Genomic DNA, 24,845 nt, shown 5'->3' on the forward strand with positions numbered 1-24,845 from the left:
GGCCGAGCGGGCCTTGCCAAAGCGTCAGCGGATGGGCGGCGAGGTCGACGGTCTTTGACATGGGCAAATCCATAGGCGCTTTTGGTGGGGCTGAATGGAGGCGGGTTATCCCGATGTAGGGCGGTGCTCGGCACCGCGCAACAACAGGATCAGTAGGCGCTGCAGTCCTGCGCGACCGCCGTCTGAGTGCTGGCGGTGATGCGGCCGCCGACGACGGTGAAGGTCTCGCGCATCAGCGTGTCGTTCTCGGGGAAATCGTAGCAGGCGAGCACCGTGGTCTCGCCCTTTTCGCTCTTCTCGATGCGATGGCGGATGGCGGCGCCGGCAACCGCGCCTTGCCATTCGTCGATCGAAGCGAGGAATTCCTGCTTGTCCTGGACGACGCCGACATCGTCGAGCTTCATGTGCACCTCTTCAGAAAGCAATTCGGACAGTTCGGTTCGGTCGGCGACCAGGAGTGCCGAATACCAACGATCGATGACGGCGCTGTCATCGGCGCTGGCGCTGATCGTCGCGGACAGCAGCAGCGCTGCCGCAAGGAAAAACCTACACCAGATCCGCTCCATCAACCCTCCATCAAAGCTCCGGCCGCTCGAAATCGCCGGTCTCCTTGTTCATCACCCAGAGCTCGCCGGTCGAGATGTCGAACCAGGCGCCGTGCAGGGTAAGCTTGCCCTTGCCCTCGAGGATCGAAACGCAAGGGAATGTCCTGAGATTGGCGATCGAATAGCGGATCGAGATGCGCTCCAGCGCCGTCTGGCGCTCGGTCGCCGTCATGAAGGTGCTGGACGAGACGGTCTCGGCAGCCGGCGCGATCAGGCTCATCCATTTGCCGATGAAATCGCCGGGCGACAGCGGCGCAAAATTGGTATCGAGCGCGGCGCGGATGCCGCCGCAGCGGCCATGGCCCATCACCACGATGTTCTTAACCTTCAGGCTCTGCACGGCGAACTCGAGCGCGGCAGAGGTCGAGTGGAACTCGCCGTCCGGCTCATAGGGCGGCACGAGATTGCCGACATTGCGCAGCACGAAGAGCTCGCCCGGCCCGGCATCGAAGATCGCTTCGGGGGCCGAGCGGGAATCGCAGCAGGCGACGATCATGGTCTCGGGCGCCTGGCCCTCGCGCGCCAGCGAGCGGTAGCGGTCGCTTTCGGCGGGATAGCGGCCGCTCATGAAGTTGCGATAGCCGGTCAGCAGATGTTCGGGGAGATGGGGCATTGGCGGCTAGAGCCTTTCCGAGGGTTTGGGGGCGGCAGCTCGTTGCGATCGAAAAAGCCTCTAGCGGCAAAAGCCGGTCGCGGGCAATGCCGAATTGCGGATGGCGGCGTCGCAAACGCATGCCGGCCGCCCCGTTCGGTCATGCCCAGATGGCGACCTGAATGCCGAAGCGGTCGGTCAGCGGCGGATCGGGCGAGGGCCGCGCCTCGCCGCTGGCGATGCGGCCGGCGATCAACATCATGGCGGCCGCGTCGAGGAAGTCGTCGCTGGCGGCACCCTTCGGCGGCGCCTGGTCGAGGAAGGTCTTGTCATAGCCTTGCCGGCAAAGCAGCGCCTTGCGCTCCTCCATGCCGGCCGGGTTGATAGTGCCCTTGATCTTCTTGGGCAGGATCATCGCGGTGCCGCCGTTCAGCCGACAGAAGGCGACTTCCGGGTGCGATTCGAAGATGCGGCCGCGTAAATCCGGTCGCGCGATCAACAGCTGGTCGATCTCGCGAATCTTCGAAAAAATACCGAAGGCCTGGATGGAAACGCCGCGCGGCGGATCCGAAGTCGTCATAGCCACCTCGCTTGCCCGCCGGTGCGCGGCATACCAGGCTTCCTCCGTGGTGAAGTTGCCGGTATCGGCGTAAAGCGCAGCGCGCGATGGTATGGCAAAGACGCTCGACTGCCGTGCTCCGAGCAGCGGCCGCACCAGCGCCTCCGGACCGCGACCGCCGCGGTTGGAAAAATCAGGCAGGCCGATCGGCATGTCGACGGCGATCGTGGCGTCGGGCAGGGCGTGTAGCAGAGCCTCGAAAGTCGCGAAGACCGATGCCGATGGCGGCGCGCCATGTTCGCGATGGACGGCGATCCAGCCGGCCTTGCAGCCGTCGACGCCGGCCGGCACGCCGCCGCCTGGCGTCACGCCCGCTTGTCCCGCCCGGGATGAAGGAGATGGCGAAGCTGCACCATCGCCATCGGATGCGAAAGGCTCTGCGCGTCCGTCTCGAGCTGCAGCTCGTCGCCGCCGCGTTTCGCCGTGCGCGCCAGGATCTCGTAGACGGCGGCCGTGGTCGACTGCAGCGCCTTCGCCGCCGGCTGGCCGGAAAGGATGCGGGCGAGATAGACGGCGGCCGTCAGGTCGCCCAACCCGTTCGGCGGCTTCTCGATCAGGCGGTGCTCGGCAAGCAGCGCCTGGCGGCCGTCGAGGAGGAAGTTACCGGTGCCGCCCGCCATCATCGAGGGTGCCGAGGTGACCAGCATGGTGGAGGGACCGGCGTGCAGGGCGGCCGCCGTCACCGATTTGATGTCGGGCAGCGGCGCTCCGGCCATCCATTCGAGCTCGTAGCGGTTGGGCGTGGCGATGTCGGCGATCGGCATCAGCCTGTCGCGCAGCGCGACGGCCGTCGGCTCCGGCACATAGAGCCCGCCCGAATCGCCCATCACCGGGTCGCAGACATAAAGGGCATCCGGCGTCCTCGCCTTGACGGCCGCAACCAGCGAAGCGACGGCCTCCGCCTGGCCGGCCTCACCGAGATAGCCCGAGAGCACCGCGCTCACCTCGCCCAGCCACGGCGCGCGCTCGAGGTCGGCCATCAGCGCCTTGAACTGATCGAGCGGCGGCACGATGCGGGTGGCGCGGCTGTGGCCTGGGTGCCAGGGCAGGATCACGGTCGGCACCGCCCAAACCGGGAAACCCAGCGTCTCCAGCGCGAAGACCGCGGCGCGGTTGCCGACCGAGCCGCGGGCGACATGACTGGAGATGACGATGACCGCGCGCGGCGCGTCGGTTTTATCAGCAATCATGAAATTCGGTTCCTAGCCACTCTGCGTGGCGGCATACACCAGCCACACCAACAGCCCAATGGCGATGATGAGGCCGAGCGTTCGGCCAATGCGGGTGCCCCAAACTTCGATCGGATCGGAGCGGTCGGCATCCGCCGCGGTCACGTGGTCGCGTGCGTCCTTCGCGGTGCGGGCGACGAAGGAAGCGCCGCCCGGCGTCGTTTCGCGCGCCACGCGCTCAAGGATGCGGCGCGATTCATTCTCGTCGTCCCGGCGCTCGGCCATGGCAAATGTCCTTTCCGGCCCGGAGCTTAGCCTGTTCGGTCGCGTATTCACAGGGGCGAGCGGCCAAGATCAGAGCGCTGCCACGACCGGGTCATTTTCTTGCGCACGGATTGTGGTAATGCTTCGCATCACAACTTCTGTCGAGGGGACCAATCATGTTCGCCGAGCGCCTTCTTCTACCCTCCGCTTTCCGCAATTTGCCGGCCTTGCTGATGATGGCCTTCGTGCTGCCGCTGCTTGCCGGCTGCGGCTACAACACCATCCCGACGGCGGAGGAGAATGCCAGGGCGGCCTGGAGCGAGGTGCTCAACCAGTATCAGCGTCGCGCCGACCTGATCCCCAACCTGGTCGAGACGGTGAAGGGCTACGCCTCGCACGAGAAGGACACGCTCGACGCGGTGGTCCAGGCGCGCGCCAAGGCGACGCAGATCACGGTGACGCCGGAGACGCTGAAGGATCCGGAAGCCCTCAAAAAATTTCAGGATGCCCAGGCCGGGCTGACGGGCGCGCTGTCGCGGTTGATCGCGGTCTCGGAAAACTATCCCGACCTCAAGGCCAACCAGAATTTCCTCGCGCTGCAGGCGCAGCTCGAAGGCACCGAGAACCGCATCGCGGTGGCGCGTCGCGACTACATCCAGGCGGTCAGGGAGTACAATCTGACACTGAGGACCTTCCCGTCGGTGCTGTGGGCGACATTCTGGTTCCGCGGCAATGAGCCGTTTGCGAACTTCACCGTAGAGGAAGACAAGATGCAGGTGCCGAAGGTGGATTTCGGCACGAGCACCAAGCAGGGCGGGTGAGCGGCGCGACTCAAATTTATTCGAGCTTGCAGGCCTTGCGTTCCTTCGCGCCCCCCTCTGTCCTGCCGGACATCTCCCCCTCTTGGGGGGAGATCGGCAGTTTCGCTGACCGTGCATCTCCTGCAACGCAGGCGGTTGGCGAAGGCGGCGGTGACATCCAATCTCCCCCCCTGCGGGGGAGATGGCCGGCAGGCCAGAGGGGGGTGGGACGGAATGCCTTCATCGGCGTTTTGCTGAGCATCTTCTGCCTCCTCCTCGCCTTTGCCGCCCTTGCCGCCGACCTGCCCCCGCTCACTGGCCGTGTCGTCGACAATGCCGGCATTATCGACGCCGGCACGCGCGCGGCGCTGACCCAGAAACTCGCCGATTTCGAGAAGAAAGGCTCCGACCAGATCGTCGTCGCGACCATCCCCACCCTCGGCGGCGAGGAGATCGAGCCCTACGCCAACCGGCTGTTCCGCTTCTGGAAGCTCGGCCAGGCCAAAGAGAACAATGGTGTTCTTCTCCTGGTTGCGCCGAATGATCGCAAGATGCGCATCGAGGTCGGCTATGGGCTGGAAGGCACGCTGACCGACCTGCACACCAAGCTGATCATCGAGAACGACATGGTGCCGGCCTTCCGCGCCGGGGACTTCTCCGGCGGCATCAGCAAAGCCGTCGACGACATGATCATGGTGCTGGAGGGCAATCCGGAGGAGCTGGAGGCGCGCGGCAAGCGTAACGAGCAGGCGCCGTTCAACTCCGACGACCTGTTCTTCGCCATCTTCATCACCATCTGGGCGCTGATCTTCTTCGGCGGCATCGCGCTGACGGTGCTGCCGCCGATCTTCGGCCAGAAGATCGGGCCCGGCCGCTACCGCTGGCTCGGCATGACCTTCGAGCCCAGCCGGCGATCCTCCGGCGGATGGTCGTCCGGTGGCGGCGGCTGGTCGTCGGGCGGTGGAGGTTGGTCCTCCGGTGGCGGCGGTGGCGGGTTTTCCGGCGGCGGCGGTTCGTCGGGCGGCGGCGGCTCCTCTGGAAGCTGGTGAGAAACCATGGCAACGCGACCGATCAGCCCCGAGGACCATGACCGCATCGCCGGTGCCATCCGTGCCGCGGAAGCAAGGACCGACGGCGAGATATACTGCGTCGTGGCGGGGTCCAGCGACGGCTATTTCTTCCCGGCCGCGTTCGCGGCGGCACTCGCCACGATTGTCGTCAGCCTCGCAGTGGCCTACGGGCTGGAAGCCTTGTGGCTGACCATCCGTTTGCCGCATTTCGTACTTGCTCAGCTTCTGGCGTTTGGCTGCATGCTCGCGCTCCTCTGGGCGCTGCCCGGCTTGCGCATTCACCTCGTGCCGAAACGGCTGCGCTACCAGGCGGCGCATGCCAATGCGATGAAGCAATTTCTCGCCCGCAACGTCCACCGCACCCAGGCGAGGACGGGCGTGCTGATCTTCGTCTCCATCGCCGAGCGCTATGCCGAGGTCGTTGCCGACAGCGGCATCGATGCTAAGGTCGGCCAGCATGTCTGGGATGGCGTGGTGCGGGACCTGACACAGCACGCGGGCGACGACCGACTCGCCGACGGCTTCGCCAAGGCGATCGAATCGGTCGGCGCGGTGCTGGCCGAGCATTTCCCGGTTACCGCCGGCGACACCAATGAATTGGATGACCATCTCGTCGAGATCTGACGGAACTGACTGAAAATCTGCTCTGCCGGGGCCGGGTGAGGGCTGGTTTTCGGCGCCTCCGACGCCGCCAAGCTCGTTTGTGAGAAAGCGCGGGCGCGACAGCGCGGACTCTTTGCAGTCGGGCCAAGCGGGTTTATGATTAACAAATCATGAACACGCTGACGATCGACATCCGGAAAGCCGACCCTCGCGATGCAATGGCTATCGCGGACGTGCACCAGGAGGCATGGCGCGGCGCCTATTCCGGCATCATCCCGCATCGCACGCTGACGGCCATGATCAATCGCCGCGGCCCCGATTGGTGGGCGAACGCAATTCGCAAGGCAGCGACCGTGCTGGTGGTCGAGATCGGGGGCACGATCGCCGGCTATGCCACGATCGGCAGGAACCGCGCCCGCGAGCTCAGGCAGCAAGGCGAGATCTACGAGCTTTACCTGCGTCCGGAATATCAGGGCATCGGCCTCGGCAGCAGGCTGTTCAAGGCGGCGCGGACGCGCCTTGCCGACCACGGCCTCAGAGGCCTGGTGGTGTGGGCGCTGGAGGACAATTACAACGCGCTGGCCTTCTATGCCGGCAATGGCGGCCGCGACGTCGCCGAAGGCGTCGAGGTCTTCGAGCAGAAGGCGCTGAAGAAGGTTGCCTTCGTCTGGGAATGATGGCCGCCACTTAAAGCGCGTAGCGGTGACGTGCTTCAAGTCTTCGTTTGATGCATATCGTTCGCCCAAAACCGCTGCGCAGTCTTGGGCGACATGCATTGGGTTACAATCCATCACAAACTGTGCGCTTCCATTAGCGTCCAGTGCTATTCGCCGCATTGCACCATGAAGCGCCGCCCGCTATCGATCTCACAAATCGAGAGAGGGATTTGAGCATGCGCATCGAAGCCGTACCAACGGGGAAGAATCCGCCCGAGGACATCAACGTCATCATCGAGGTGCCGATCGGCGGCGAGCCGATCAAGTACGAGATGGACAAGGAGGCCGGCACGCTGTTCGTCGACCGCTTCCTGCACACCTCGATGCGCTATCCCGGCAATTACGGCTTCGTGCCGCACACTTTGTCGGGGGACGGCGACCCAATCGACGTGCTCGTCTGCAACACGCGCGCGCTGGTGCCGGGCTGCGTCATCAATGTGCGGCCGATCGGCGTCTTGATCATGGAAGACAATGCCGGCCAGGACGAGAAGGTGATCGCGGTTCCCTCGCCGAAGCTGACGCTGCGCTACGAGAATGTCACCGAATACACGCACCTGCCGGAAATCACCCGCCAGCAGGTGCAGCACTTCTTCGAGCACTACAAGGATCTCGAGCCCGGCAAATGGGTCAAGATCGAGGGCTGGCACGATTCCAACTATGCCAAGAAGATGATCGTCGAGGCGATCGAACGGGCGAAGGCGGTCAAGTAGGTAAGCGGCAGCCAACGGCTGGGCGATGGGGCTTGGGCGAGCCCTCAACGTCGTCATCCCAGGGCGAAGCAGGAGCGCAGCTCCGTCGCGGAGACCCTGGGATCCATGCCGTGAGGTCGCGCGAAGATCGTTACGGAACAGAATTACTGCACCGTGGCAACGCCTTGATGTAACGGCATGGATCCTTGGGTCTGCGCCGCGTCGCTTCGCTCCTTGCTCCGCCCAAGGATGACGGATGCGCAACCTTCGCCGTCTCGCATTCGTCGAACACCCTCTGATTTCTAGTTATCTACTCGGCCGAAGTCCGGCACGTTGCCGATCACCTCGCGCTTGTCCTTGCCGCAAGCAAAACCCTTCGCCTTTTGGTCGGCGAGCTTGCGGGCCTGATCGTTGGCCTGAGGGTTGCCGGTAGCGAGCACGAGGCCGATTGTGCAACCCTCATGCTCCTCCGGCTGCGCGACCTTGGCGACGACCAGCACCTCGGTCGGCTTGTTTTCGTTTTCGGGATTGCTGATCTCGCGACGATGAATGACGGCGAAGGGCACCGCCTTGTCGCCATTGGTTTCGATGCGCCACTCGACCTTCGCCCCAGCGGTGTTGAACCCGGAGAAACTCTCCCAGATGGCGGTCATGTCGTCGGAGGGAAAACCGTAGTAGACGGACTCGCGCGCGTCGTCATAGCCGATCAGCACCGGATAGCCGCGATAGCCCGCGCAGGCGAGGTTCGCCCAGTCGCCGTCGCCTTCTTCCGATTGCGCGTAGGTCACGCAGTCCTTCTTCCAGTCGAGGTCGGTATAGTCGCTGGAAATGTCGCCGGCATGGGCCGAGCCACCAAGGATGACAAAGGCAGTAAGAGCAAGCCAGGCGCGCATCCGAAGACCTCCGTTTGGTGCAGCAGCGTAGCGTTAAAACCCGCGTGAGCCTAGGAAGCTGGGTTGGCGCGAAGGGTCAATTGTCTAGGCCGGTGCTGCTCCTCACCTGCCTGCCGGCATCCTCTCCCTGTATAGCGACGGGGAGAGGGGCGCTCTCCTCGATGGTTTCGCCAACAGCCGACGTTGCAGGAAAAGCGCCGAAGCAGCGGACCACTAGTTCTTCAAGCTGGCTTCAATCAGCAGATCGGCGTTACGGGCGACTGATGCCGCCGGTCCGCCGAGGCCGAACAATTGGCCGCTGATATAGGCGCCTTCGATCAGCAGCAGCAGCCCATCGCCCAGCGTATCGGAATCACTCGCACCCATCGCTGCCGCCATGGCGCGCAGGCGCCGGCGCAATTCCTGCTTGTTGTTCTCGCTCACCACCCGCGCGGGATGGCCGTGCTCGGGATATTCGACCGCCGCATTGGTCATGCCGCAGCCGCGATAGTCCGGCCTCTGCGTGCGTTTGCCGACGCGGGTGAGGAAAGCGATGATCTGCGCGCGCGGGTTGCCAGGATGCGCGTCCACGGCGTCGTCGAACCGCTGCCAGAATTCGAGGTCGTACTTGCGCAGATAGGAAGCGGCGAGTTCGTCCTTGGACGGGAAGGTCCGGTACAGGCTGGGCTTGGTGACGCCGGCGCGCCTGACGATCTCGTCGACGCCGATCGCCCGGATGCCTTCGCGATAGAACAGATCGCGCGCCACGTCGAGGATCTTGTCGGCAGCCTTCGGCGCCGGTGCCGTGCCGGCTCCGCTGATCGACGCTTCAATTTTATTGTCCGATGGCATTCAACAAACTCGCTTGACATTGTTACTGACCGGTACGTATGAATGGCGCCGCTCCATTGCAACGTACCGGTCAGTAACATGATAGCTCATTCCCGTCCCTTTGGCCAGCGCTACGCCTTCGTCGTCGTCGCAGTCATCTTCTTCTGCCTGCTGATCGCCGCCGGGCTTCGTTCCGCGCCGGCGGTCATGATGCTGCCGCTGGAAGAGAGCTTCGGCTGGCGGCGCGATGTCGTCTCGCTTGCCGCCGCTGTCGGCATCTTCCTCTATGGCCTCACCGGGCCGTTTGCCGCGGCGTTGATGGAGCGGATCGGGCTACGCCGCACGCTGCTTGCCGCGCTGCTGATCATGTCGGGTTCCACAGCGCTCAGCCTGCTGATGACCAAGCCGTGGCATCTGCTGCTCACATGGGGGGTATTTTCGGGCATCGGCTCGGGCGCGGTCGCCACCGTGCTCGGCGCCACCATCGTCAATCGCTGGTTCAAGACCAATCGCGGCCTGGTGATGGGGCTGATGTCCGCCTCGAGCGCGACCGGCCTGCTGGTGTTCCTGCCGCTGCTCGCCTCGTTGGCTCAGTCGGGAGGTTGGAAGCCGGTCGCCGTTGCCATCGCCATTGCCACGGCGGCTCTCGTGCCGCTGGTCTTTCTGCTGGTGCCGGAGCGCCCGGCTTCCATCGGCCAGGTGCGTTATGGCGCCGATGCCGACGACGTGCCGCCGGTGTCGCCGGCCGCGCAAGGCAATTTCCTGGCGCATACGCTGAACACGTTGCGCCGTGCCGCGGGAACCAGGGTGTTCTGGTACCTGTTCGCCACATTCTTCGTCTGCGGTTTCACCACAAACGGCCTCGTCGGCACGCACCTCATCGCCTTTTGCGGCGACATGGGCATCGGCGAGGTGCAGGCAGCCGGGCTGTTGTCGATGATGGGCATCTTCGACCTGATCGGCACGACGCTGTCCGGCTGGCTCACCGACCGTTTCGATCCGCGCAAGCTGCTTGGCGTCTATTATGCCGTGCGCGGCCTGTCGCTGATCTATCTGCCCTATTCCGGCTTCTCGGCCGTCAGCCTGATCATCTTCGCCGTGCTCTATGGGCTCGACTGGATCGCCACCGTGCCGCCGACGCTCAGGCTCGCCAACGAAGCTTTCGGCGACCGCAGCGGCCCGATCGTGTTCGGCTGGATCGTCGCCGGCCACCAAGTGGGCGCCGCGGCGGCGGCGGCCTTCGGCGGCACGATGCGCGAATTGCAGGGCAATTACGAGCTTGCCTTCCTGATCGCCGGCATGACCGGCATAGCCGCGGCCTGTATTTCGCTCTTGATCAACACGAGCAAGCCGGCTTTTGAGCCGGAACCGCAGGCGGCGTAAGCGCGACTTCCCCTTCTCCCGCAAGGGGAGAAGGGGAGAGCTGTGACCTGTTATCAAAATTTCATGGTTCCGATATGCGCCTGAAACATTGAGGCCGGAGGTTGGCGGTCCCGTTCAACGCCATCCGGAGACAGCCATGAACAAGCTCTCGTTAACCCGCCGCGCTTTCGTCACCTCGGCCAGCGCCTTTGGCCTAGTCGGCGCCTCCGGACTCGCGTTGCCTTACTATTCGCGCGCCAATCAGCGCCCGGCCTTCACCCACGGCGTCCAGTCCGGCGATATCGACGCCACCTCCGGCATGGTCTGGACCCGCACCGACCGGCCGGCGCGCGTGATGTACGAAGTGTCGACCACCGAAAGCTTCGCCGACGCCGTCAGGCTGGCGCCGCTCGATACCTCGCCCGCCAGCGACTATACGGTGAAGCGGCTGCTCACCGACCTCGCCGCCGACCAGGACATTTTCTTCCGGATGACGGCCGCCGATCTTTCCGACATCAACGCCATCTCCGAGCCGATCGTCGGCCGTTTCCGCACCGCGCCGGCGTCGAAGCGCGACGTGCGCTTCGCGTGGTCGGGCGACACCGCCGGCCAGGGCTGGGGCATCGACGAGACCGGCATGAAGACCTACTCCACCATCGCCAAGCACACGCCTGACTTCTTCCTCCATTCCGGCGACACGATCTATGCCGACGGCGCCATGAAGGACGAGGTCGACCTGCCCGGCGGCGGCAAGTGGAAGAACGTCGTCATGATCGACGAATATCGCGACCAGTGGAAGTACAACATGATGGACAAGCACGTGCTCGCGCTTAGCGCCATCTGCCCGACCTTCTACCAGTGGGACGACCACGAGGTGGTGAACAACTGGTCGGATTCGAAGGACCTGACGGCCGACAACCGCTACACGGAAAAATCCATCCATGTGCTGGCGGCCCGAGCGGCGCGCGCCTTCCATGAAATGACGACCATCCGCTACGAGCCTTCGGAACCGGGACGCGTCTATCGCAAGATCGCCCACGGGCCGCTGCTCGACGTGTTCTTCCTCGACATGCGCTCCTACCGCGGCCCGAACGGCCCCGACATGGAGGACACGCTGACGCCGAAGTCGCGCATGCTCGGCGAGCAGCAGACGCAGTGGCTGAAGCGCGAGCTGGCGAATTCCAAGGCGACCTGGAAGATCATCGCCGCCGACATGCCGCTCGGCCTCGTCGTCTGGAACGACGCGGCCAAAAAGGTCGGAGCCGAGGCGGTCAGCAACGGCGACAATGGCGCGCCGAAGGGCCGCGAGCTCGAATTCGCCGACCTGCTGCGCTACATCAAGACCGCCGGGATCACCAACACGGTGTGGCTGACCGCCGACGTCCACTACACGGCGGCGCATTACTACAATCCAGACAAGGCGCAGTTCCAGGATTTCAACCCGTTCTGGGAATTCGTCTCCGGCCCGATCCACGCCGGCACCTTCGGTCCCAACGATCTCGACATGACCTTCGGGCCCGAGCTGAAGTTCATCAAGGCGCCGAGCGCCGAGCAGGGCCAGAACCTGCCGCCATCAGCGGGCCTGCAGTTCTTCGGCCTGGTCGACATTTCCGGCGCCACCGAGCAACTAACGGTGCGGCTGATGGATCGCGACGACAACCAGCTCTACAAGGTCACGCTCGATCCGGTGCGGTCGGCTTAGGGTCGGCGCCAGGCAACCCTCTCTGTCCTGTCGGACTGTCCGTCACGGCAGAGGAGGGTGTGCCGGAGTGCTACCTTTGTCGATAGCCGTCGCAATATTAATCCGGATAGCAGGTCGCGGGAATGCTCGGCCAGACGGCGGTGTCGCAGTTGGCTGCCTTCTGGCGCTGCTTGAATGCGGCGCTGACCGGGCCGGTGACGATCGGGTCGACCCCGTCCGGGGCGTCGGCAAACATCTGCTGCGCGGTTTTGGCATCAGGGGGCGAGGGGTCAGCTTCTCTCAGGGCAGCCGCCGACTGCGCGGCGCCAGCCGCAACAAGCACGCCAAGCGCTGCCCACGCGAAAACCGGACGCAATCTGGACATCTGATCGGTCATGAACATGAAATTGCCCGGCCCCTCAAAGGTTCCGCCTTGGTTAACAGAATCATTTCACACCAAGACGTTTAAGAATCAGTGACCATTTATTTGGGGCGGGGCCTCCCCTTTCGCAATTGCGAAAAACCTTGTATGAGCCGCCCAACGAAAAAGGCGGCGCTTTCGGGCCTGCTGCCTGCAACGCTCCCGAGACCAGACAATGAACCTCCGCAATATCGCGATCATCGCGCATGTCGACCATGGGAAAACCACGCTCGTCGACCAACTCCTGAAACAGTCCGGCGCCTTCCGCGAAAACCAGCGCGTCGCCGAGCGCGCCATGGACTCCAACGACCTCGAAAAAGAACGCGGCATCACCATCCTGGCCAAGGCGACCTCGGTCGATTGGAAGGGCACCCGCATCAACATCGTCGACACGCCCGGACACGCCGACTTCGGCGGCGAGGTCGAGCGCATCCTGTCGATGGTGGATTCGGCGATCGTGCTCGTCGACGCCGCCGAAGGGCCGATGCCGCAGACCAAATTCGTCGTCGGCAAGGCGCTGAAGGTAGGTCTGCGGCCGATCGTCGTCATCAACAAGATCGACCGCCCGGACGCCCGTCACATCGAGGTGGTCAACGAGGTGTTCGACCTGTTCGCGGCGCTCGATGCGACCGACGAACAGCTCGACTTCCCGATCCTCTACGGCTCGGGCCGCGACGGCTGGGTGTCGGAAAATCCTGAAGGCCCGAAAGACCAGGGCCTTGCGCCGCTGTTCGATCTCGTCGTCAAGCATGTGCCGGCGCCGACGGTGCATCCCGGTCCGTTCCGCATGATCGGTACGATCCTCGAAGCCAATCCGTTCCTCGGCCGCATCATCACCGGCCGCATCGAGTCCGGTTCGCTGAAGCCCAACCAGGCGGTCAAGGTGCTGCACCATGACGGCACGCAGATCGAGACCGGACGAATCTCGAAAATCCTCGCCTTCCGCGGGCTTGAGCGCCAGCCGATCGAGGAAGCCCAGGCGGGCGACATCGTCGCCATCGCCGGCCTGTCGAAGGGCACCGTCGCCGACACCTTCTGCGATCCGAGCGTGAGCGAGCCGCTGCATGCGCAGCCGATCGACCCGCCGACGGTGACCATGTCCTTCCTGGTCAACGACAGTCCGCTTGCCGGCACCGAGGGCGACAAGGTGACCAGCCGCGTCATTCGCGACCGGCTGCTGCGCGAGGCCGAAGGCAATGTGGCGCTCAAGATCGAGGAATCGCCGGAGAAGGATTCCTTCTTCGTCTCCGGTCGCGGCGAGTTGCAGCTTGCCGTGCTGATCGAGACGATGCGCCGCGAAGGCTTCGAGATCGCCGTGTCGCGCCCGCGGGTCGTCATGCAGAAGGGCGATGACGGCCAGTTGCTGGAGCCGGTCGAGGAAGTCGTCATCGACGTCGACGAGGAGCACGCCGGCGTGGTCGTGCAGAAGATGTCGGAACGCAAGGCCGAGATGGTCGAGCTGCGCCCCTCCGGCGGCAACCGCCAGCGCCTTGTCTTCCATGCGCCGACCCGCGGCCTGATCGGCTACCAGTCGGAGCTGTTGACCGACACGCGCGGCACCGCCGTGATGAACCGGCTGTTTCATGCCTATGAGCCGTACAAGGGCGAGCTGCCCGGCCGCACCAATGGCGTGCTGATCTCCAACGAACAGGGTGAGTCGGTCGCCTATGCGATGTGGAACCTGGAGGACCGCGGCCCGATGATCATCGATCCGGGCGTCAAGGTTTACCAGGGCATGATCATCGGCATCCATTCCCGCGACAACGACCTGGAAGTGAACGTGCTGAAGGGCAAGAAGCTCACCAACATCCGCGCCGCCGGCAAGGACGAGGCGGTGAAGCTGACGCCGCCGGTCCGCATGACGCTGGAACGCGCGCTGGCCTGGATCCAGGACGACGAGCTGGTCGAGGTGACGCCGAAGACCATTCGGCTCAGGAAGCTCTATCTCGACCCGAACGAGCGCAAGCGCTTCGAGAAGTCGGCCAAGGTGATGGGCGCGGCGTAGGGTTTTAGCCCAGGCAGTTACTCAAGGGAGGGGGCATCGCTCCCTCTCTTTTCACTTCATGCACATGCGGCCGAAACGACAGCGTCACGGCCGGTCTCGCCGGAGAGGTCGACGCGTACCACCATGCCGTCGCGCACCGGCCTGCGCAGGGCTTTGGCGCCGCACGGTTCGATAGCGAGCAACCGCCGCGCTTCCCAGGCCTGCAGCCTCGACCGGGAGATGCCGAGCTCGCCGGCGAGCAAGCGGTCAAGCCGCAAGGGCGTTGCGGCATCGAGCCGAAGCTCAAGCCAAAGCGCCGTCGCGCCTTCCGGCCTGCCATCCAGCGGCTCCTTTCGCACCGTGACTTCGGGAGATTCTTCGATCCGCCCGACCCGATTTCTGAGCGCCACGGCATCGAAGCCATAGTGTCGGACCAGCGTCGGATCGTTGCGCTCCAGTGCAGCCATCAGCGCCGGTGCGATGTCGCGACGGTTGCATCGCTCGAAAATGGTTCGGTTCCAGGAATTGTCGCAGTCGGTGCAGCGATAGATCAGCCAGGCATCGATGCGCTTGCCGTTGGCGTTGACGCGGAACTTTCCGCTGCATTGGTAAGGTTTGACGCCGCCGCAGCGATTGCAGTTGATGAGAGGTCGAGGCGCGACTGCGGGCGCGACCACCCAGCGAATGCGCAAAGTTCGAGACATGCCGATAGGCCCTTCCCGTCGGGAAGTCCGTCAGCGCGGCAATGTCCGAGATGCCCATGCGGGCACGGTGTGGCGAAAGGCTGTAGTGGTTGAAAATCAGGCGCCCGCGCAATTGCGCGACGGCGGCTCAGCAATGCCAAACCGGTCTCGAGCCGCCGCCTGAAGAACACATGAAATGATGCAGGCGCCGCCAAAGCGCGCCTGCGCGTGCTTTCGGGGAGTAGACGAGACCGGCGTTTACTGAGGCAAAGTGAAACTCGAAATCGGGAAGGATCGGCTCTTCTAGCCGTGCGACGGCGGGCGGGCAAGACGAGTATGCCGCCCGCCGTGTTTCACTGTGACGACCTTCGGGCGCTTTGGCGCTACATCATCTCGATGATCGGCGCGACCTCGACGCTGAAGGCCGGGTTCATCAGGATCGGACAATCCCTTGCCTTGGCGACGGCATCGTCGATATCCTTCGCTTCGACGATCGTGTAGCCGGCGGTTGGATTGCTGCCGCCATTGTTCTCGACCACGCCGCCGGGCAGCACCGTTCTCGACATGCCGACAGGATTGCCGCCGTCGATCACAGCCGAACCCAGCTTGTCGTACCAGCCGGTCCAGGCATCCATCGCGGCTTTGCGCTCGGCCTCGTCGGTCGGCATCTTGCCGGAGCCGTGATAGACATAGAGAAATTTCGCCATGTTCTCCTCCCTTTTCGGCAGCGTCGAGCCGGGATGCGGCAGCGCCGCCTGGCGGTATGCGGCTATGCCGCAATCCGATATGCGGCTACGCCGCAATCCGATATGCGGGCTAACCGCAATCGTTGATCATCGACCCAAACGGCGGGGCGGGCAACGAGAAATTCGACGTTGCTAATGTGAGGCCGGTGAGCCTCACCTTGCCATGGCGTGGTATTCGGGGTTCGGTCGCATGTCGACCGCGGCGGCCACCCGGTTCGACATGTTGAAGAAGGCGGCAGTCGAGGCGATGTCCCAGATGTCGCGATCACTGAAGCCCACCTGTCGCAACGCGGAGCGGTCGGCCTCGACGATCTTGGCCGGCTCCTCCGTCAGCTTGACCGCGAATTCCAGCATCGCCGTCTCCCTCTCGGGCAGGCCGGCGGCGCGGAAATTCATCACCATCATCTCGCCAAGCGCGGGCTCACCGGAAAGCTGGCGCACCGCCGCGCCATGCGCGGTCAGGCAGTAGTAGCACTGGTTGATCGAGGAAACGGCGACCGCGATCATCTCGCGCTCCAGCTTCGACAGGCCGGACTCGCCCAGCATCAGGTCGTTGTACATGTCGGTGAAGGCGCGCAGCTTCTTCTCGTCGAAGGCGTAGGCCAGAAGCACGTTGGGCACGAGGCCGAGCTTTTCCTCGCATTTGGCGAAATAAGCCTTCGTCGCTTCGCTCAGCTCCGCCCGGGCCAGGTCGAGCGCCGTAATCCTGTCGGTCATATCCGTTCTCCTCGCAGGGTGAGCGTCGGTTCGATTTTCTTAAAGCGTCGTCAAACCTTTGTCGCCAAATAGCGCTCATCTGCTACCATAGACCCAAAAGCATGTGACGGGAGGGACTTCACATCATGGCCAGCCTGAAAACCGCAAGCCAGCCGAAAAAAACCAGTCCGGCAAAAGGAGGCGCGGCAAGGGCAGGCGAAAAGCCCGGCAGGCTCGCCGACTATCTCCTCGCCCGCACGCCGGCCGAAGACATCGCCGCCTATGACGTCGCCGACCTCGAACGCGCCGCCGATCTCGCCGGCCGGGCGGTCGCCAGGCACAGAAAGGGCGATTGCATCATTGCCATAGACGTGGATTCCGGCGTGACGCGCCAGGGCCGGCCGATGACGGTCATCACCGTCGTCAACGACAACATGCCGTTCCTGTTCGATTCCATCCTCGGCGAGATCACCGAGAGCGCCGGCGAGCCGCTTTTGGTCACCCATCCCGTCATCGTCGTCCGGCACGGCAAGAGCGGCATCGAGGAGATCCTCGGAGACGGCGGCTCCGTCAAGGGCGAAACCAGCCATGACCGGCTGAGCGTCGTCCACGTCCATATCGGCCGCCTTTCGGCGGATCAGGCCGAAGCCCTGGCCGGCCGCCTGAAGAAGCTGCTGGACCAGGTGCGCGCCGCCGTCGCCGATTGGAAGCCGATGCTTGCCCGGCTCGATCAGGCCATCTCGGAATTCCGCTACGCGCCGGTGCCGCTCGACAAGGCGCATGTCACCGAGGCGATCGCCTTCCTCGAATGGCTGCGAGACGACAATTTCACCTTCCTCGGCATGCGCGAGTTCAACTACACCGGCGGCGAGAAGAGCGGCATGCTGGAGCGCGCCGACAAACCCGGCCTCGGCATCCTCGCGGATCCCGACGTCCTGGTTCTCAGGCGCGGCACCGAGGCGGTGTCGACAACGCCGGAGATCCGCGCCTTCCTGCATGGGCCGGAACCGCTGATCGTCACCAAGGCCAATGCCAAGTCCCTGGTGCACCGGCGCATCTATCTCGACTATATCGGCGTCAAAACCTACACCGCCAAGGGCGTGCTTTCAGGCGAGCTGCGCATCGTAGGCCTGTTCACCTCGACCGCCTACACGCGTTCGGTGATGAAGATCCCCTATCTGCGCTCGAAGGCCGAGACGGTCATCGCCAAGTCCGGCTTCAATCCACATGACCATTCCGGCAAGGCGCTGATCAACGTGCTGGAGAGCTATCCGCGCGACGAGCTGTTTCAGGTTCCGGTGCCGATCCTCAGGAAGCACGCCGAAGCCATCCTCGGACTGATCGAACGGCCGCGCGTCAGGGCGCTGGTGCGGGTCGATCAGTTCGACCGGTTCGTCTCGATTCTCGTCTTCGTGCCGCGCGACCGCTACGACAGCGTCGTGCGCGAGAAGATCGGCACCTACCTGAAGACAGTATTTCAGGGCCGGCTGTCGGCATATTATCCGGCCTTCCCAGAAGGCGGGCTGGCGCGTGTGCATTTCATCATCGGCCGCTCCGGCGGCAAGACGCCGAAGGTCGAGCCGGCAACGATAGAGGCAGCGATCCGCGACATCGTGCGCACCTGGGACGATGCGCTGCGCGAAGCAGTGTCGGAATCGGGCGCCGATGCAACGCTTACGGCAATTGCCTCGCGCTTTTCGGAAAGCTATCGCGATTCGTTCTCGCCGGCCGTGGCGCTGGCCGATGCAGGACGCATCGCCAGGATCGATGCGGCCAATCCAATCGCCATCGACTATTACCGCCATGCCGACCAGAAGCCGCACCAGGCGGCGCTGAAGATCTATCACCACGGCAGTCCGGTGGCGCTGTCGCGGCGCGTGCCGGTGCTGGAGAATATCGGCTTCCGCGTCATCAGCGAGCGCACCTTCGAGGTTGGCGACGAAGCCTCCGGCATGGTGTTCATCCACGACATGGAGCTGGAGAACAGCTACGGCAAGCCGATCGACCTCGGCGACGGTGCGCTGTTCGAGGATGCCTTCCTGTCGGTCTGGCGCGGCGACGTCGACAATGACGGCTATAACGGCCTTGCCCAGACCGCGGGTCTCTGGTCGGGCGAAATCACGATCCTGCGCGCCTACGGCCGCTATTTGCAGCAGGCCGGTATCCCGCAGAGCCAGGATTTCATCGCCGCCGCGCTCAACCGCTATCCGGAGATCGCGCGCGGCCTGCATCAGCTGTTCGTTGCCCGCCTTGGCCCGACGGCCGAGACCGAGGGCGTGGTCGCCGCCAAGCACCTCAAGGCCAAGATCAAGGACGCGCTGGAAGAGGTGCCCAACATTGATGACGACACCATCATCCGTCGTTATCTCAACCTGATCGAAGCCTCGCTGCGCACCAATCATTTCGTTGCCGATACGAAAGACAAAGGACAGTCGCTGGCGATCAAGCTGGATTCGCAGGCGGTCGACGGGCTGCCGGCGCCCCGCCCCTGGCGCGAGATCTTCGTCTACGGCTCGGAGGTCGAGGGCGTTCATCTGCGCTTTGGCCCGGTGGCGCGCGGCGGCCTGCGCTGGTCTGACCGCGCCCAGGACTACCGCACCGAGGTGCTGGGTCTGGTCAAGGCGCAGCAGGTCAAGAACGCGGTCATCGTGCCGGTCGGCGCGAAGGGCGGCTTCTATCCGAAGAAACTGCCGATGAGCGCCGGCCGCGACGCGATCTTCGAGGCCGGCACTTCGGCCTACAAGAATTTCGTCTCCAGCCTGCTTTCGATCACCGACAATATCGGTGTCGACGGCATCATCCCGCCGGCCGGCGTGGTGCGGCGCGACCAGGATGATCCCTATTTCGTCGTTGCCGCCGACAAGGGCACGGCGACCTTCTCCGATACGGCCAACGCCATTTCGGAGACGCACAATTTCTGGCTGGACGACGCCTTCGCCAGCGGCGGCTCGGCCGGCTACGACCACAAGAAGATGGGCATCACCGCCAAGGGCGCCTGGGAAGCGGTGAAGCGGCATTTCCGCGAGATGAACCGCGACATCCAGACCGAGCCCTTCACGGTCGTCGGCGTCGGCGACATGTCGGGCGACGTGTTTGGCAACGGCATGCTCCTGTCACCGGCAACCAAGCTGATCGCCGCCTTCGACCACCGCGACATCTTCATCGACCCCGACCCGGACATGGCGGCCTCGCTGGCCGAGCGCCAGCGCATGTTCGCGCTGCCGCGCTCGTCGTGGCAGGACTATGACAAGTCAAAGCTGTCGGAAGGCGGCGTCATCGTCTCGCGCAGCCTGAAGTCGATAACGCTGCCGCAGGCGGCGGCCGCTGCGATCGGCCTCGCCAAGACCACGGCAACGCCGGTCGAGATCATGAACGCCATCCTCAAGGCGCCCGTCGATCTTTTGTGGTTCGGCGGCATCGGCACCTATGTCCGGGGCTCCGGCGAGACCAATGCCGATGTCGGCGACCGCGCCAACGACGCCATCCGAGTCACCGCGCTCGACGTGCGCGCCAAGGTCATCGGCGAGGGCGCCAATCTCGGCGTCACGCAGCGGGCGCGCATCGAGTTCGGTATGAAGGGCGGCCGCTGCAATTCCGACGCCATCGACAATTCGGGCGGCGTCAACTGCTCGGACGTCGAGGTCAACATCAAGATCGCGCTGGCGTCGGCCATGCGCAAAGGCTCGCTGGCGCGGCCGGCGCGCAACAAGCTGCTTGCCGAGATGACCGACGAGGTCAGCACGCTGGTGCTTTCCAACAACTACCAGCAGACGCTGGCGCTGTCGCTGGCGCGCAAGCGCGGGCTGGCCGACATCGCGCACCAGGCGCGCTTCATGACGGCGCTCGAAGCGCGCGGCCTGCTCGACCGCGCCGTCGAGACGCTGCCTTCGCCGGCGGCGCTTGCCGAGCGCGAGGCTCGCGGCGAGCCGTTGACCAGGGCCGAGCTCGGCGTGCTGCTTGCCTATGCCAAGATCGTGCTCTTCTCCGACATCGTCGCCAGCGACGTGCCGGACGATCCGCATTTCGACCGCGATCTGATGGGCTATTTCCCGGAGCGGATGGCGAAGAAATTCGCCGGCGAGATCCGTGCCCACCGGCTGCGGCGCGAGATCATCGCGCGCGTCGTCGCCAACGATCTCGTCAACCGCGGCGGGCCGTCTTTCGTCAACCGGCTGCAGGAAGCCACGGGCCGCACAGCGGGCGCCGTCGTGCGCACCTTCGCCCTGGTGCGCGACGGTTTCGCGCTGCCTTGGCTCTACAAGGAGATCGATGCCCTCGACAACCAGATCGACGGCCAGACGCAGCTCGATCTCTACCAGGCAGTCAGCCGGCTCATCTTCATGACCAGCGGCTGGTACCTGAAGAACGACCTCTCCTCCGCACCGCTCGGCCAGCGCATCGCCGACTTGCAGGAAGCGCGCAAGTCTTTGGAGCCGAAGCTCATCTCGCTGCTGCCGGCCTTCTCACGCGAGCGGATCGAGGCGCGGCGCCATGACCTGTTTGAGGGCGGCGCGCCCGACAAACTTGCCGAAAAGCTGGCGCTGGCCGAGGTGAGCGACCTGATCCCGGACATCGCGCTCACCGCACGCACGGCCAATGCCGACATCGTCAGCGCCGCTAGGGCCTTCTTCGCCGTCAGCGACGCTTTTCGCATCCCTCGCGTCGAGGAGGCCGCGCGCTCGATCATGCCGCCGGACTATTACGACCAGCTGGCGCTGTCGCGCGCGACCGACACGATCGGCGCCGCAAGGCGCGGCATCGCGGTCGCGGCGCTCACCGCCCACGGCCAGGCGGTGGATCCGGTGGCGGCCTGGCTGGAAGCAGGCGGCGAGCAGGTCGGGCGAATCCGCGAGAGGCTGCAGGCGCTGACCGAAGCCGGCGACATCACCGTGTCTCGGCTGTCGGTGGCGTCCGGCCTGATGAGCGACCTGACGGGGATGTAGGTTTACCCTGCCCCTTGCGGGGAGGTCGCTGCGAAGCAGCGGGGCGGGGCTCGGCGCCACCCCCATCCGGACCTGAGGTCCGATCTCCCCATAAGGAAGAGGTCGCGGCCGGCGCTCTTGTTCCCGCTGACGCGGAGTGGAAACGCGCAAGCCAATGAGCGGCGGCGCCGTGCTTGTTCATTTGCATCGCCGCCCGAAAACATGCAGACATGCGCGGGGCGCGGGGCAAGCGGACGATGCCGGAGGGGACATGGCCGAAGTAGCAGTGCAGCGGGCAACGGGGCGCGGCATCTGGGGCTGGATGTTCTTCGACTGGGCAGCGCAACCCTTCTTCACCGTCGTCACCACCTTCATCTTCGGGCCATACTTCGTCTCGCGCATGGCGAGCGACCCCACAACCGGGCAGGCTGCCTGGGGCTACGGCATCGCTGCCGCGGGTCTCGTCATCGCGGTGCTTTCGCCGGTGCTCGGCTCGATTGCCGACCAGACCGGGCCGCGCAAGCCATGGATCGCCTCCTTCGCGGCGGTCAAGATCATCAGCCTTACGCTGCTTTGGTTCGCCGCGCCCGGCTCCAGCCTGTTCCTGATCGTGCTGCTCTTCTCGCTCGCCTCTGTGGCCGCGGAATTCTCCACCGTCTTCAACGATTCCATGATGCCGCGCCTAGTGCCCAAGGAGGACATCGGCAAGATCTCCAACATCGCCTGGGGGCTCGGCTATCTCGGCGGCATGGTGGCCTTGATCTTCGTGGTGCTGTTCCTGGCCGGCAATCTGGAAACCGGCAAGACGATCATCGGCCTCGACCCGCTGTTCGGGCTCGATCCTAAGCTCGGCGAGGACGCGCGCTTCACCGGGCCGATGTCGGCCGGATGGTACTTCCTGTTCATCCTGCCGATGTTCATCTTCACGCCGGACGCCATCAAGGGGCTTTCAATGGGCCCGGCGGTGCGGGAGGGCCTGTCGGAATTGAAGTCCACGCTCTTCGAGGTGCGCAAGCGCGTCGGCATCTTCCGCTTCCTCGTCGCCCGCATGATCTATCAGGACGGCGTCAACGCGCTCCTGGCGCTCGGCGGCACCTTTGCCGCCGGCATGTTCAACTGGTCGATCACCGAGATCGGCATGTTCGGCATCATCCTCAACGTCGTCGCGATCTTCGGCTGCTGGATCGCCGCGCGCCTCGACACCGCGCTCGGATCGAAGGCCGTGGTGATGATTGCGCTGATGCTGCTTTTGCTGGCTACGATCGGCGTCGTGTCGACCGGGCCAGGCTTCACGCTGCTCGGCCTAATACAGCTGCCCACCACCGATTCCGGCGGCCTCTTCGGCACCGCGGCCGAAAAGGCCTACATCCTCTACGGCCTGCTGATCGGACTCGCCTTCGGGCCGGTCCAGGCCTCCTCGCGCTCCTACATGGCGCGCAGCGTCACGGCCGCCGAGTCCGGCCGCTATTTCGGCATCTACGCGCTGGCCGGCAGGGCAACGAGCTTCCTGGCGCCGTTCCTGGTGTCGACGATCACGCTGGCCAGCGGCTCGGCACGGCTCGGCATGGCGGTGATCGCGCTGTTCCTCGGCCTCGGCATGGCAATCCTGGTCAGGACGCCATATCCGGCAGACAAGCCGGTGGAATAGCGCTCTCCTTCTCCCCTTGTGGGAGAAGGTGTCGCCGAAGGCGACGGATGAGGGGTGCTGGACGGAATGAGGCGGCGGCAATTTCAAGCGCATTGCCAAGCTGGAACACCCCTCATCCGTCTCGGCGCTAAGCGCCGATCCACCTTCTCCCACAAGGGGAGAAGGGAAGAAGGGCACTCAATGCCTGAAGTGCCGCACCCCGGTGAACACCATGGCGATGCCGTGCTCGTCGGCGGCGGCGATCACGTCCTCGTCGCGCATCGAGCCGCCGGGCTGGATCACGGCCGTGGCGCCGGCCTCGATGGCCGACAGCAGGCCGTCGGCGAAGGGGAAGAAGGCGTCGGAAGCGACGACCGAACCCCTGGTCAGCGGCTCGGCCAGGCCAGCCGCCTCGGCAGCGTCGAGCGCCTTGCGGGCGGCGATACGCGAGGAATCGACGCGGCTCATCTGGCCGGCGCCGATGCCGACGGTCGAGCCCTCCTTGACGTAGACGATGGCATTCGACTTGACGTGCTTGGCGACGCGGAAGGCAAATTTAAGGTCGGCCATCTCGGCCGGAGTCGGCGCGCGTTTCGTCACCACCTTGAGCTCGAGGTCGTCGACCACCGCATTGTCCCGGCTTTGCACCAACAGCCCGCCGGCGACCGATTTGGCGACCGTGCCGTCGGCGCGCGGGTCGGGCAGACCGCCGGTGACCAGAAGGCGCAAGTTCTTCTTCGCCGCTATGATCGCCGCGGCCTCATCGGTGGCATCGGGCGCGATGATGACCTCGGTGAAGGTCTTCACGATCTCTTCCGCTGCCTCGGCGTCGAGCATGCGGTTCATGGCGACGATGCCGCCATAGGCCGAGACCGGATCGCAGGCCAGCGCCTTGGCGTAAGCCGCCTTCAGCGTCGCGCCCTCGGCGACGCCACACGGGTTGGCGTGCTTGATGATGGCTATCGCCGCTGACCGGGTCGGATCGAATTCACCGACCAGCTCGAAGGCGGCGTCGGTATCGTTGATGTTGTTGTAGGAAAGCTGCTTGCCCTGCAGCTGCCTGGCGGTCGCGACGCCCGGGCGCTTGTCGCCGGAGAGATAGAAGCCGGCGCCCTGATGCGGGTTCTCGCCATAGCGCATCACCTGGTCCAGACGGCCGCCAAAGGCGCGCCAGGTCGGATGCTCGATTTCGAGCGTGTCGGCAAACCAGCCGGAGATCGCCGCATCGTAGGTCGCGGTGCGGGCAAAGGCCTTCGCCGCCAGCTTCTTGCGGAAATCGAGCGACAGCGAGCCGAGATTCATCTCGAGCGCGTTGAGCACCGAGGCATAGTCGGCAGGGTCGGTGACGATGGCGACATAGGCGTGGTTCTTGGCCGAGGCGCGGATCATCGCCGGGCCGCCGATGTCGATGTTTTCCACGATCGAGGCGTAGCCGGCGCCAGAGCGGCGGACCTCCTCGAACGGGTAGAGGTTGGACACGACGAGGTCGATCGGCTGGATGTGGTGGTCGTGCATCGCTTTGGCGTGCTCTGGGTCGTCGCGCACGCCGAGCAGGGCGCCATGCACTGAGGGATGCAAGGTCTTGACGCGGCCGTCCATGATCTCGGGAAAGCCGGTCAGCTCCGAAACATCGCGTACGGCCAGGCCGGCCGCGGCGATCTCCTTCGCGGTGCCGCCGGTGGAGACCAGCTCGACGCCGGCGGCGGCAAGGGCTTTGGCAAAGTCGATCAAACCGGTCTTGTCGAAAACGGAAAGCAGCGCGCGGCGAATCGGAACGAGGTCGGGCGCCGGAATGTTCTTGGCGGGGACGGCCATGGCTGGCGGCCTTTCAAGGCTGGTTGGGAACGTTCGCGGGCCGTAGCATATGAGGCTCGGAAATCAAGCGCGCAACTC

General features: G+C 64.7%; 22 protein-coding genes. 10 read left to right on the forward strand and 12 right to left on the reverse strand.

Annotated features, from left to right (window positions below):
* Positions 1-149: 149 nt before the first annotated feature.
* The 5 genes from EOA79_RS08000 to EOA79_RS08020 all read right to left on the reverse strand — a co-directional run bounded on the left by EOA79_RS08000 (position 150) and on the right by EOA79_RS08020 (position 3,270).
* Positions 150-566, reverse strand: a complete 417-nt coding sequence (locus EOA79_RS08000) for a hypothetical protein (RefSeq protein WP_095799694.1) — start codon at positions 564-566, stop codon at positions 150-152.
* Positions 567-576: 10 nt separating this feature from the next.
* A complete protein-coding gene (locus EOA79_RS08005; protein ID WP_067001427.1) occupies positions 577-1,218 on the reverse strand; it encodes a carbonic anhydrase in 642 nt (213 codons plus the stop codon).
* Between the two features lie 139 nt (positions 1,219-1,357).
* Complete coding sequence (locus tag EOA79_RS08010) at positions 1,358-2,125, reverse strand: DUF429 domain-containing protein (RefSeq protein ID WP_095824174.1); 768 nt, start codon at positions 2,123-2,125, stop codon at positions 1,358-1,360.
* Positions 2,122-3,006 (reverse strand): pyridoxal kinase PdxY, encoded by an 885-nt coding sequence (pdxY, locus tag EOA79_RS08015; protein WP_095824173.1) that lies wholly within the window; start codon positions 3,004-3,006, stop codon positions 2,122-2,124. Before pdxY ends, EOA79_RS08010 begins: the two co-directional genes overlap by 4 nt.
* 12 nt (positions 3,007-3,018) lie before the next feature.
* Positions 3,019-3,270, reverse strand: coding sequence for a hypothetical protein (locus tag EOA79_RS08020; protein ID WP_095824172.1), 252 nt, complete (start codon positions 3,268-3,270; stop codon positions 3,019-3,021).
* Positions 3,271-3,425: 155 nt separating this feature from the next.
* Here EOA79_RS08020 and EOA79_RS08025 point away from each other — a divergent pair, with 155 nt between their 5' ends.
* The 5 genes from EOA79_RS08025 to ppa all read left to right on the forward strand — a co-directional run bounded on the left by EOA79_RS08025 (position 3,426) and on the right by ppa (position 7,148).
* Entirely contained in the window at positions 3,426-4,070 is a 645-nt protein-coding gene (locus EOA79_RS08025; RefSeq protein WP_067001437.1) for a LemA family protein, read from the forward strand.
* A 203-nt stretch (positions 4,071-4,273) separates the two neighbouring features.
* Entirely contained in the window at positions 4,274-5,098 is an 825-nt protein-coding gene (locus tag EOA79_RS08035; RefSeq protein WP_179293615.1) for a YgcG family protein, read from the forward strand.
* A gap of 6 nt (positions 5,099-5,104) precedes the next feature.
* A complete protein-coding gene (locus tag EOA79_RS08040) occupies positions 5,105-5,743 on the forward strand; it encodes a TPM domain-containing protein (protein ID WP_095782645.1) in 639 nt (212 codons plus the stop codon).
* 149 nt (positions 5,744-5,892) lie between these two features.
* Complete coding sequence (locus EOA79_RS08045; RefSeq protein WP_067324917.1) at positions 5,893-6,399, forward strand: GNAT family N-acetyltransferase; 507 nt, start codon at positions 5,893-5,895, stop codon at positions 6,397-6,399.
* Between the two features lie 215 nt (positions 6,400-6,614).
* Entirely contained in the window at positions 6,615-7,148 is a 534-nt protein-coding gene (gene ppa / locus EOA79_RS08050; protein WP_067001447.1) for an inorganic diphosphatase, read from the forward strand.
* Between the two features lie 281 nt (positions 7,149-7,429).
* On the opposite strand, the gene EOA79_RS08055 is transcribed toward ppa, so the two are convergent.
* Both EOA79_RS08055 and EOA79_RS08060 read right to left on the reverse strand, forming a co-directional pair.
* On the reverse strand, positions 7,430-8,020 hold the full coding sequence (locus EOA79_RS08055) for a hypothetical protein (protein ID WP_067324919.1): 591 nt from the start codon (positions 8,018-8,020) through the stop codon (positions 7,430-7,432).
* 213 nt (positions 8,021-8,233) lie between these two features.
* Positions 8,234-8,851: a TetR/AcrR family transcriptional regulator gene (locus tag EOA79_RS08060; RefSeq protein ID WP_095824171.1), complete on the reverse strand. Its 618-nt coding sequence runs from the start codon at positions 8,849-8,851 to the stop codon at positions 8,234-8,236.
* A 78-nt stretch (positions 8,852-8,929) separates the two neighbouring features.
* Here EOA79_RS08060 and EOA79_RS08065 point away from each other — a divergent pair, with 78 nt between their 5' ends.
* Entirely contained in the window at positions 8,930-10,213 is a 1,284-nt protein-coding gene (locus tag EOA79_RS08065) for an MFS transporter (protein WP_095799700.1), read from the forward strand.
* Positions 10,214-10,349: 136 nt separating this feature from the next.
* A complete protein-coding gene (locus EOA79_RS08070) occupies positions 10,350-11,894 on the forward strand; it encodes an alkaline phosphatase (RefSeq protein WP_128292957.1) in 1,545 nt (514 codons plus the stop codon).
* Positions 11,895-11,991: 97 nt separating this feature from the next.
* Here EOA79_RS08070 and EOA79_RS08075 read toward each other — a convergent pair whose 3' ends face one another.
* The gene (locus EOA79_RS08075; protein ID WP_245475361.1) at positions 11,992-12,276 is read right to left on the reverse strand and encodes a hypothetical protein; all 285 of its coding nucleotides are present in this window, start codon (positions 12,274-12,276) and stop codon (positions 11,992-11,994) included.
* A gap of 193 nt (positions 12,277-12,469) precedes the next feature.
* On the opposite strand from EOA79_RS08075, the gene typA reads away from it, so the two are divergent.
* A complete protein-coding gene (gene typA, locus EOA79_RS08080) occupies positions 12,470-14,299 on the forward strand; it encodes a translational GTPase TypA (RefSeq protein WP_067001463.1) in 1,830 nt (609 codons plus the stop codon).
* Positions 14,300-14,355: 56 nt separating this feature from the next.
* Here the strand turns inward: typA and EOA79_RS08085 are convergent, their stop codons facing one another.
* From EOA79_RS08085 to EOA79_RS08095, 3 genes are all read right to left on the reverse strand, one after another.
* Positions 14,356-14,982 carry a DUF1062 domain-containing protein gene (locus EOA79_RS08085; protein ID WP_067324929.1) on the reverse strand — a complete coding sequence of 209 codons (627 nt, stop codon included), beginning with the start codon at positions 14,980-14,982 and terminating at the stop codon, positions 14,356-14,358.
* Between the two features lie 362 nt (positions 14,983-15,344).
* Entirely contained in the window at positions 15,345-15,668 is a 324-nt protein-coding gene (locus EOA79_RS08090; RefSeq protein WP_127215287.1) for a hypothetical protein, read from the reverse strand.
* A 192-nt stretch (positions 15,669-15,860) separates the two neighbouring features.
* Positions 15,861-16,424 carry a peroxidase-related enzyme gene (locus EOA79_RS08095; protein WP_127239475.1) on the reverse strand — a complete coding sequence of 188 codons (564 nt, stop codon included), beginning with the start codon at positions 16,422-16,424 and terminating at the stop codon, positions 15,861-15,863.
* Between the two features lie 125 nt (positions 16,425-16,549).
* Here EOA79_RS08095 and EOA79_RS08100 point away from each other — a divergent pair, with 125 nt between their 5' ends.
* Together EOA79_RS08100 and EOA79_RS08105 are read left to right on the forward strand one after the other, a co-directional pair.
* A complete protein-coding gene (locus EOA79_RS08100) occupies positions 16,550-21,346 on the forward strand; it encodes an NAD-glutamate dehydrogenase (protein ID WP_127334907.1) in 4,797 nt (1,598 codons plus the stop codon).
* 250 nt (positions 21,347-21,596) lie between these two features.
* Positions 21,597-22,973 carry an MFS transporter gene (locus tag EOA79_RS08105; protein WP_095799959.1) on the forward strand — a complete coding sequence of 459 codons (1,377 nt, stop codon included), beginning with the start codon at positions 21,597-21,599 and terminating at the stop codon, positions 22,971-22,973.
* Between the two features lie 177 nt (positions 22,974-23,150).
* Here the strand turns inward: EOA79_RS08105 and purH are convergent, their stop codons facing one another.
* On the reverse strand, positions 23,151-24,767 hold the full coding sequence (gene purH, locus EOA79_RS08110; RefSeq protein WP_095824167.1) for a bifunctional phosphoribosylaminoimidazolecarboxamide formyltransferase/IMP cyclohydrolase: 1,617 nt from the start codon (positions 24,765-24,767) through the stop codon (positions 23,151-23,153).
* Between the last annotated feature and the right edge of the window lie 78 nt (positions 24,768-24,845).

The organism is Mesorhizobium sp. M1A.F.Ca.IN.020.03.2.1 (assembly GCF_004023205.1).
Taxonomy (GTDB): Bacteria; Pseudomonadota; Alphaproteobacteria; order Rhizobiales; family Rhizobiaceae; genus Mesorhizobium.